This is a genomic window from Micromonospora sp. DT81.3 (genome assembly GCF_049847225.1).
Lineage (GTDB): Bacteria > Actinomycetota > Actinomycetes > Actinomycetales > Microbacteriaceae > Microbacterium.
This window is the reverse complement of the sequence record NZ_JBNCNY010000019.1, coordinates 25,322-34,430: the sequence shown is the minus strand read 5'-3', so window position 1 is coordinate 34,430 and position 9,109 is coordinate 25,322. Positions and strand designations below refer to the sequence as shown.

The 9,109-nt window shown below is 64.7% G+C and carries 11 protein-coding genes and 1 pseudogene; 5 read left to right on the top strand and 7 right to left on the bottom strand.

Annotated elements, in window-relative coordinates; all coding sequences use genetic code 11:
• Positions 1-153: 153 nt before the first annotated feature.
• Positions 154-411 (top strand): helix-turn-helix domain-containing protein, encoded by a 258-nt coding sequence (locus ACPW96_RS22350; RefSeq protein ID WP_425885859.1) that lies wholly within the window; start codon positions 154-156, stop codon positions 409-411.
• On the opposite strand, the pseudogene ACPW96_RS22345 reads toward ACPW96_RS22350, so the two are convergent.
• Positions 386-487, bottom strand: a pseudogene (locus ACPW96_RS22345) (IS481 family transposase); the annotation flags it as partial. The gene ACPW96_RS22350 and the pseudogene ACPW96_RS22345 overlap by 26 nt on opposite strands.
• Before the next feature lie 106 nt (positions 488-593).
• On the opposite strand from ACPW96_RS22345, the gene ACPW96_RS22340 reads away from it, so the two are divergent.
• Both ACPW96_RS22340 and ACPW96_RS22335 read left to right on the top strand, forming a co-directional pair.
• The gene (locus ACPW96_RS22340; protein ID WP_425885858.1) at positions 594-1,430 is read left to right on the top strand and encodes a serine/threonine protein kinase; all 837 of its coding nucleotides are present in this window, start codon (positions 594-596) and stop codon (positions 1,428-1,430) included.
• A 190-nt stretch (positions 1,431-1,620) separates the two neighbouring features.
• Complete coding sequence (locus ACPW96_RS22335; protein WP_425885857.1) at positions 1,621-2,643, top strand: hypothetical protein; 1,023 nt, start codon at positions 1,621-1,623, stop codon at positions 2,641-2,643.
• Here ACPW96_RS22335 and ACPW96_RS22330 read toward each other — a convergent pair.
• Both ACPW96_RS22330 and ACPW96_RS22325 read right to left on the bottom strand, forming a co-directional pair.
• Positions 2,636-3,412 carry a hypothetical protein gene (locus tag ACPW96_RS22330; RefSeq protein ID WP_425885856.1) on the bottom strand — a complete coding sequence of 259 codons (777 nt, stop codon included), beginning with the start codon at positions 3,410-3,412 and terminating at the stop codon, positions 2,636-2,638. The genes ACPW96_RS22335 and ACPW96_RS22330 overlap by 8 nt on opposite strands.
• Positions 3,413-3,671: 259 nt before the next feature.
• Positions 3,672-3,917, bottom strand: coding sequence for a glutaredoxin domain-containing protein (locus ACPW96_RS22325; RefSeq protein WP_425885855.1), 246 nt, complete (start codon positions 3,915-3,917; stop codon positions 3,672-3,674).
• A gap of 427 nt (positions 3,918-4,344) precedes the next feature.
• Here ACPW96_RS22325 and ACPW96_RS22320 point away from each other — a divergent pair, with 427 nt between their 5' ends.
• Both ACPW96_RS22320 and ACPW96_RS22315 read left to right on the top strand, forming a co-directional pair.
• Positions 4,345-5,451, top strand: a complete 1,107-nt coding sequence (locus ACPW96_RS22320; protein ID WP_425885854.1) for an IS110 family transposase — start codon at positions 4,345-4,347, stop codon at positions 5,449-5,451.
• A gap of 482 nt (positions 5,452-5,933) precedes the next feature.
• Positions 5,934-7,010: an IS110 family transposase gene (locus tag ACPW96_RS22315; RefSeq protein ID WP_425885853.1), complete on the top strand. Its 1,077-nt coding sequence runs from the start codon at positions 5,934-5,936 to the stop codon at positions 7,008-7,010.
• A 294-nt stretch (positions 7,011-7,304) separates the two neighbouring features.
• On the opposite strand, the gene ACPW96_RS22310 is transcribed toward ACPW96_RS22315, so the two are convergent.
• The 4 genes from ACPW96_RS22310 to ACPW96_RS22295 all read right to left on the bottom strand — a co-directional run bounded on the left by ACPW96_RS22310 (position 7,305) and on the right by ACPW96_RS22295 (position 8,895).
• Positions 7,305-7,511 (bottom strand): DUF2188 domain-containing protein, encoded by a 207-nt coding sequence (locus tag ACPW96_RS22310; protein WP_425885852.1) that lies wholly within the window; start codon positions 7,509-7,511, stop codon positions 7,305-7,307.
• 51 nt (positions 7,512-7,562) lie between these two features.
• Positions 7,563-7,748 (bottom strand): hypothetical protein, encoded by a 186-nt coding sequence (locus ACPW96_RS22305; RefSeq protein WP_425885851.1) that lies wholly within the window; start codon positions 7,746-7,748, stop codon positions 7,563-7,565.
• Positions 7,749-7,780: 32 nt separating this feature from the next.
• Positions 7,781-7,960, bottom strand: coding sequence for a hypothetical protein (locus tag ACPW96_RS22300; protein ID WP_425885850.1), 180 nt, complete (start codon positions 7,958-7,960; stop codon positions 7,781-7,783).
• Between the two features lie 527 nt (positions 7,961-8,487).
• Positions 8,488-8,895 (bottom strand): DUF6924 domain-containing protein, encoded by a 408-nt coding sequence (locus tag ACPW96_RS22295; protein ID WP_425885849.1) that lies wholly within the window; start codon positions 8,893-8,895, stop codon positions 8,488-8,490.
• Positions 8,896-9,109 lie beyond the last annotated feature (214 nt).

The following is a 9,109-nucleotide window of genomic DNA, read 5'->3' as shown; positions in this document are numbered from 1 at the left end:
GCAAGAGGCGCCGCCCGGGACATCCCGGACGGCGCCTCACCATGCCCTCTTGACAAGAAGGCACTACATATCAGGAGGACTGCCCAGGGACGTTGGTTGATGTGTGACGACTCGCTGTAGTCGTTCGGGTGCGAGGAGGACCTCCGGTCGAGAGTGGAGCTGTTCAGGTTCCGTCTCGTCGACCAGGAGGTCCTCGTGTCCCACGCTAATGCTGCTCTGACTCCGATCCAACGTCTGCGGATCGGGAAACTCATCGTTGATGATGGCTGGCCGGTCGCTCATGCGGCGGTGTTCTTCCACGTGTCGTGGCCGACCGCCAACCGGTGGGCGCAGCGGTATGCCGCGATGGGCGTCGACGGAATGCAGGATCGGTCTGGCGGCGGGCTGATTCGGAGTTGTAGTGCCGGCTGAACGCCCATCCCTCCGCGAGGGTCCGGTGGAAACGTTCGATCTTCCCGTTCGTTTGTGGCCGATAGAGACGGGTCTTGGGCCGGATGCCGAGCTCCGCGCAGGCGTCTCGCCAGGCGAGCCAGGACGACGCGCCGAGCGGTTAAGAGCGGGTAGCCCCATAGAGGTGAGGCAGACTCCCCTCTATGGGGCTTGAGGACGAGCTGGCCGTCGCGCTAGGTGCATCATCCGTTTCGTTTCTGGGGAGAGGGACGTTCGGCGACACCTGGCGCGCTCTCGACCTCGACGGGATCCCCGAGCCGCTCGCCGTAAAAGTACTTCGTGCCGAGTTCTTCAACCCACGCCTGTTGGCGCGCGAGACCAGCAACCTCAACGAGTTCGATCACGACAACATCGTTCGATTGCACAGCGTCCAAACGATCACCTTTCAGGGTGAGGAACACCATGTGATCGTCTGTGAGTACATCGATGGGGGGAGCGCCGGGCAGGCGCTGAGAGCTGGGGCACGCCCCAGCTACAAGCACATACGCAAGTTCGCTCAAGGACTCTTCGAAGCGGTCGTGGAACTGCACGCGAAAGACAAGATCCACCGAGATTTGAAGCCTGACAACATCATGTTGCGGGACGGCAAGTGGAAACAGCCGGTACTCATTGACTTCGGCCTGGTGCGGTCACTCACTGGCGACACAATGACGAACTACCCGGCCATGGTCGGGAGTATCCCGTGGATGGCCCCAGAACAGCTTCAGGGCGAGAAAGCTCGTAAGGCGTGCGACAACTGGGCGTGTGGCGTCATCCTCTACCAGCTCTTGACGGGAACACATCCGTTTTTTCAGGGCGTGGACATCCGCGCGATGGAACCCGAGGAGTTGGTGGACCTGGTTTCGGTGCCACCACCGCCGCTTCCCGCCGAGGTCCCGAACGATCTGGCCGAGGTGGTGATCCGGTTGTTGACTCCCGACCCTCCGGGCGCCCGGGGAAGCGCCGCACGCGCACTGAAGACACTGCGGGGGGCGAACTGACATGGCTACCAGCTCTGAATCGGCGACCTGGGCGGGCGCTTCCCTCAAGAAGACTCTCAGCGGCAAGGTGCCAGTGTTGCTCGTGCACCGGAGCCACCAGAAGGGCGGGCGGCTTCCAGAAGTCGTCGATCACCTGGCGTCGAGTCACGGGGGCGACCTTGGTCTCGGAACGGTGATGCGCTTGCCCGCGATGACGACAAACACTGCGCGCACCTTCATGGGCAAGGTCGCTCACGTTCCCCTTCGAATCGTCGATCCGGAGCTGTGGCGCATCCCGGATACGGGATGGCCCGAGGCCACCGCGCTCAAGGCCACAGCCGCCGCATGGAAGCACCTGCACACACCTCCCCCGGCCAAGGTGTCGGCGATGTGGGTGAAGACCATGCTCGACGCACAGCGGGATCACGACGCGTCGGTGCTCCTCTCCGCAACGGGCTGGGTATCCGAAGTCAACGCGGCGGTCGCCCTGCGCAACACCCTCAAGTGGGTTGAGGAGAGCCGTCAGCAGGCCGGCGATGCGCCCATGTGGGTGAACCTCACCCTCGACTCTCGATGGCTCTCCGACCGGACCCTGCGCAACACGCTCCTGAACGAGATCGTCGAAAGCAACGAGCGCGACTGGTACTTGCGGTTCTACTGGCCCGAGATTCCGACGCGATACGGCCAGCTCCTCGACGATGCGATCCTCGCTGGCTATCAGACACTCGCGCGGGAGTGCATGCTCGAAGACAAGCGGCTGTACCTTCCGAACACGGGACTCACCGGCTGGTTCGCGACGGCACTGGGAGCCAACGGATTCTCGACGGGTCAGGCGTGGCCCGAGCAAGCGTTCGCGAAGCAGAAGATCATGGCGATCAAACGAGAGGGACCGCCGCCCGCTCCGATCCCGCGCATCTTCGATCCGACGGTTCTGCACACGATGGATCACAACGAGTTCGAACGCATCCGCGCGCTCTCCGGACACAAGGCCTACGCGACGCCGTACCTCGATGAGATCGACGCCGACGGCCACTCGCCCGAGGTGGCGGGACTCCACTACGTCGCGGCAGTGGGAAATCTGACTGCGACGCTCGCCGCCAAGCGCCCGAACGTCGTGGCGTACCAGCGGGCGCGCAAGGGTCAGAAGTTCGTCGACTCGCTCTCGCTGACAGACCGATTGGGCGGGATCAACCGCCCGCTACACCTCCCGGTCTGGATGCCTCGCCTCAAGTGAGGTGCGGTGCCGTCCAGCCGAAGACAGGGTAGATCTGCCCCTCGCGGGTGCCGCGAAGCATCATCTCAAGACTGCGCTCCGCGAGGAGTGCTCTCCCCACCGCTCGGCGGCTATCCAGTATTGCGGTCGGCCGGACAAGTACACGGGCACGCTGGGAGTCGCAATGGACCGCGATGACCCCAACGCCGCCCCGTGCGATCTCGCTAAGGTGCTCAGTTACGCGCCCGATCGCGCGAGCGTCCAAGGCGATGTACGCCGCGTCAGCCGAGAGCTGTTGGCGGCGGGCTTGAGTCAGCGCGCGTCGCCAGTCGTGGAGCTTGGCTTCAACAGTGACGACGCGCTTGCCAACCCACTGCGCCCCGGCGCGGCGTCGGAGACGGCTATCCTCAGTCCACTCCAGCCATCCCTGCTCGATCAGGAGCGGCGCGACGGCACGACGCATGTAGTCGGCGGACATGCGCGTGCGCTCAGAGATTTCACGCGTCGTAGCCACTCCATCCCCGATGGCGAGCACAGCCCGTACCTCGGAATCTGTGGTCAAGGGCCGAATCCCGAGCGCCGCGCGCGCAGCGATTCGCTCGAAGTCGAACCGGATACCCGCCAGATCGGGAATGCCGTGCACCGCAGGAACCTCGCTGAAAACCTCAACGGGCGAGTTCGCCTCACGCCTGAATGCGAGACGCGGAAGGGCGCGCCGAAGGATCGGCATCATGTCCGCCTCGTAGCGGAAGCCCTGGGACTCCCGGCGCATAGCTACGGCGCTCGCCATGGCACGATCCTCCGTATCTCGTCCCGCGGTCAGTCTAGAACCGACCCACCCCCACGCCACTCCATCACATCACCGCGCTCTCGCGCAGCTCGAACCGGGCTTGGACGAAGTGGGTTGTTGGGGTGTGGTGGCCCTGCCGGTACTCCCCCGTGTTCTCGATCATCCGCAGCTTGATGATCTGGATGGGCCTGCCTGCACAACCTCGGGGTCGGCTGCCAGGTTTCCGGCGATAGTGCGTGTGGACATGGGTGCTCTCCTTCTATCGGTGACGCGCGATCCGGTCGATCTGGTCGGGACGGAACCCGCTCCAGTGGTCCTCGTCGGTGACAACCACGACAGGTGCTTCGGAGTACCCCAGGTCCTCGACCACGTAGCTGCGCGCATCCTCGTTGTCTCGGATGTTCACCTCCACGAACTCGATGCCTTTGCTTGTCAGCACCTTCTTGGTGAGCGTGCACCGGGCGCATGATGGGCCGGTGGTGTACACCTTGATCTGCTCAGCCATCGCTCTGCCCTTTCCTGATCAACCGTTTTTCTTGCCTTCCGGCAATCGAGGGAGCAACGGCCAGCGGAGCGAGAAGGGGCAACGGACGTGGAATACCAGACCGAGCACCGCGAGGGAGGATATGCCGTCTGTGAGTCTTGACCTTGGCTGGTCTGGGACTGGCTGGCAGGGTTGGTGTTGGTCGTCTTCGTCTGGTCGTGGCTCGATATGCCGCTGGCCCTTGGTGGGCCTTTCTTTCGATCTGCCCGTCTGGGCGAGGGCGGCCGGCGCCTCCCGGCCCACGTCGATGGCCTGATTAGAAGCCTGCTCGACCCTTCAGGGGTCGTGGCCCGTCACAGTGATGCCTCGAAGTGATTTCCTCCCGGACCTGCGCCGGCCGCCGCGCGGCCGAGCCCATATGTTCCATTCGAGGAAGGATCGATCCGCAATGACTATCGTCGCGTATTCTCGCTCGTTCGTCATCGGCGTGGATACCCACGCGAAGACACACACCTATGCCGTCATTGGGACGGCGTCGGGGCAGCTGCTGGGTTGTGAGCAATTCCCCACCACCCCGCCGGGAATCGCCCGCGCGATCGGCTGGATCGGTCGCCTGACCGCAGGTGACGCGGAGGCCCTCTGGGCGATCGAAGGCGTCGCCACCTATGGGGCGAGACTTGCCCGCTCCGTTGCGGAAGCCGGATACGCGGTGGTCGAGGCGCCCCGGATCAGCGCGAAGGTCCGCCGCGGGGTCGGCAAGTCAGACACGCTGGACGCACGCGAGATCGCATCCGCCGTGCTGCCTTTGGAAGAGGACCGGCTGCGCCTTCCCCGCGCCGATGATGGGACCCGTCAGGCGCTGCGGGTGCTGGTATCCGCACGCGACCAGATGGCCGTGGAAAAGACGGTGAACATCAATGCGCTGACCGCGCTGCTGCGGTCCAACGACCTCGGCATCGACGCCCGTAAGCCCTTGTTCATGGCTCAGATCGGTCAGGTATCGCGGTGGCAGCACCGTTCCGAGCCGCTCGCCCTCGCGACCGCGCGAGACGAGGCCATCCGACTGGCGCGGCGGATCCGGGAGCTGCACGACACGCTGATCGCGAACCATGCGCGCCTGAGCGAACTGATCACTGCGAGCCCGGCCGCGCCGATACTGGAGGAGACCGGGATCGGCGCATACACCGCAGCGGTCGTCATCGCAGCCTGGTCCCACCCCGGCAGGGTCCGAAACGAGGCCGCGTTCGCGTCTCTCGCCGGCGTGAACCCCATCCCCGCCTCCAGCGGCAACACGAGCCGGCACCGCCTCAACAGAGGCGGAGACCGGCGCCTGAACAAAGCACTGCACTACATCGCGATCACGCGGATGAGCCGCGACCCCGGCACCAAGGCTTACCTCGACAGACGCATCGCGGAAGGACGCAGCCGACGCGAAGTCCGACGCTGCATCAAGCGCTATCTCGCCCGGCACCTCTACCGCACGCTTAACGCGCTCTATGGAAGCGCACCCGATGGATCCTCCTCGAGCGTCACCTTTGCTCCGACAATCGGCTGAACACGCGGGGAGGTGAGGACGGAGTGCCCGAGTGAGCGGTTGATAAGCGGAGCTCGCAGCGCAGCGGAGAGCGGAGTCTGCAAATAGCGAACGACAGGAACGGAGTCGTCATCGCCCCGCTACCCTCTCGCCGTCGGAGGAAGGAAACCACCCCGACGACCACTCATCCCGGACCGCTTGACAAACTGTGAATCTAGAGGCGGCTGGTCCGGGACTGGCTGGCAGGGTTGGCGTTGGTCGCTCCGCCGCGGTCGTGACTCATGACAAACGTGGCCCCTTCGCGGGGTGCCTTGCCTATGAACTGTCCGGCTGCGGCGGGTGACCGACGCCTTCCCGGCCCACCTCAGTGGCTTGATCAGAAGCATGTCCGACTTCGCGGTCGTGGCTCATCACAGGTATGCCCCGAAGTGATCCTCTCCGGGCCGGCGCCGGTCGTCAGCGACCGAGCCAATCGCCCATCTCAAGGAAAGGACCGGACCGCTGTGAGCACCATTGTCGCGCACACTCACCCGTTCGTCATCGGCGTGGACACCCACGCCCGAACCCACACCTACGCAGTTCTCACCGCAACAGGTGAGCACCTCGGAACCGAAACGTTCCCCAACACCACGGCAGGTCGTTCCCGCGCCATCTCCTGGGCCGGGCGCCGCGCCAGCGGTGTCGCCGACGCCCTCTGGGTGATCGAGGGAGCCAACAGTTACGGCGCGCAGCTGGCACGCAACGTCACCGACACCGGCTACCGCGTCGTCGAGGCCGCCCGGATGAGCGGTGGCCGCCGAGGTGTCGGCAAGTCCGACCCGATCGACGCACATCGAATCGCCGCCGCGGTTCTCGCCCTGCCGACCGATCAACTGCGCAACCCACGCCAAGACGAGGGCGTGCGCGCCGCGACGCAGATCCTCCTGACCGTTCGCGACGAACTCGCCGGTGAGCGCACGCGAGCAGTCAACGCCCTCACTGCCCTGCTCCGCATCACTGACCTCGGCCTCGACGTCCGTCGTCCCCTCGGTGCTCGCCGGATCGCTGAGGTCGCACGGTGGCGGACGCGGGACGAGCACCTCGCCGCCGCGACCGCCCGGGCAGAGGCGATCCGTCTGGCCAAGAGGATCCTCGAGCTCGACGCCGAGCTCGATCAGAACATGGGGCGCATCAGCGACCTCGTCCAAGCTAGCCCGGCCGCCGAACTGCTCGAGAAGACTGGCATCGGGCCGGTCACGGCAGCGAGAACTCTCGTCGCGTGGTCTCACCCTGGCCGAGTCGCCAACGAGGCTGCTTTCGCCGCCATCGCGGGGGTGAATCCCATCCCGGCATCCTCGGGAAACACCACACGACACCGACTGAACCGCGGCGGAGACAGACAGCTGAACCGAGCGCTGAACGTCATCGCGATGATCCGAATGGTCCACGACCCCGGCACCCGCGCCTACGTCAACCGGCGACGCGCCGAAGGCAAGACCGACCGCGAGATCCGACGCATCCTCAAGCGCTACCTCGCCCGCAGCATCTACCGACACCTCAACGCCGCCGCAAACACCAAACCGGGGGTTGACGAGATATAGAAGCTTCATAGAAGCATCGAAAGCCGTTGCCCCTGACGCGGAGCCGACGTATCCTCGACAGCCGGACAGGTCAAAGAAACGCATGAGAGTTCCTGTGCCGCGCAGCGGCTCCGCCTGGCCTCCGTGCCGATTCGCCTGGGGGCCCTGGACGGGAGTTGCTTCGACGTCCCCGCCGCGCAGTTGCAGCGTGCTATCACTTTGATATTGCTCCACGGCACGCTGGTGCTCTAGCCGCGGTGCTCAGCTCGGAGGATTTCCAGGCGACGTTGCATGGCACGACGCGAGGAGGCCGCCTCAGTGTGGCGGGAAGACCTCGCTGTAGATAATCGCGCCTGTGCGGTCTTTCACGAGGAGTTCTCCGCCTCCGATTGCCGAGAGCGCGGACCTTACCGCGTCAATGGCCTCGGCTTCGGTCCCGTATTCGGTCAGGTTTTGACTGAAGCCGGCCAGAACCGCCCACCGCGAACCCAGCGGCAGGATCGTCGCTCTGCGCCCTGACATGGTTTGTCTCCTCTCTTCGGCCCTCGGCAACCACGACAGCACGGCCCGGCATCAGTTCATGAACGCCGGGTGGAAGTGCCAGATCGCAGCGTCCACCGTGCGCTGAAACAACCCCGTCTCGGCGATGGCGCGTTCGCGCCCAATCGGTGTCACCTCAGTCGGAGCGATCGAGTAGCTGGGCGTCCACTCGGGGAAGTCACCGCCGTCAGCGACAAACTCGCGGATGACCGTGTCCACTTTCGCGTTCAGAGCAAACCGGCCACACATGGCTACGTGCCCGCCTCGTAGTCGAGGCTGTGCAACTGCGGCTCGGTGGACCACCAGTAATCCGCGACCACGGTCACCGCGAACGCGCTCCCTCCGTCCCGCTTCTCCTCGATAGCCTGCCACGGAGCGATCTCGATCCACCCGCAACACGGACACTCCCACGCGGCCTTCATCGCCTGCATGACCTCGCCACAGTCGGGGCAGCAACGCCCGCCAGACGCACTTCCCAGTCGCGTGAACTCCGTACCCAGCGGACGCTTCCTCTGCACGGTCCGCGGCAGAACCTGACGTATGGTCGGCATGCTGGACAGACTAACCTCGCCGGCATTTCGGGCGCGTAACGGAAGTGTTAGCTCCTCCCCCGGCTAACGGCCGCGTCACGCTTGTTCGCCACTGTCCAGTCCTGGAGAACGATCGAAGCGAGCCCACGCTGGCCACATTCTCCCCGACCACGAGGGCTGACATCGTTGTCAGAATCCCGCGGTGAATATACTATTCCCCGGCAGCGCCGACCCTCCTTGACATAGCCACCAGCGGTCGGGGATGGCGCAGTGCCCGTAGTGCGCGGTTGCTAAGCGCAGCGAGAGCGGACCGAGAGCGGAGTCTGCAAATATCGAGCGGCGGGAACGGAGCCTTCAACGTCCGCTACCATCTCGCCGTCGGAGGGTGGCGCGATCCGTCCCCGGCGGGCGTGATTGTCGTCTGCTGTCTAGCTGAAACCACGATAGACACCCTGCTGGTCGACTGCGTCCGCGAACTCTTCCCAGTCCATGTTCCAGGTGTTGAGGTTGTTGTCGACGGACCACAGTTTGGCACCGACACATCGGAAAGGCCGTCGGTTCTGGATCAAGTCGACCACCAGGATCGGCAACTCCGGTGACGTCAAAGCGCGCTCGTCGGCCACGAACAAGACCGGAGACGCTGTTTGCGGCATTGCAGCTCGAAGGGCATCAATATCCTTGCCGTACCAACGTCGATCATCGACCACGTCGACGTACGCCCGGAACCCGTCAGCGTTTTTCGTCGCGACCACTGCCAGCAGAGACTGCCATTCGACTGAACCTGACCGGGTAGACCGCACGAGCAGCGAATTGGCCGACTTAGGAAGTGATCGCACGACCTGAGTATGCCCGCCACAATCGGATCGAACCTACCTGATGGCTTGACGAAACCCATAGAAGGGTCGGACCGAGCACCGGGAGGGAGGATATGCCGTCGAAAGTCGTTGCCCCTGACGCGGAGCCGACGTATCCTCGACAGCCGGACAGGTCAAAGAATCCGTCAGAGTTCCTGTGCCGCGCAGCGGCACCGTCAGCGGGCCTCCGCGCGGC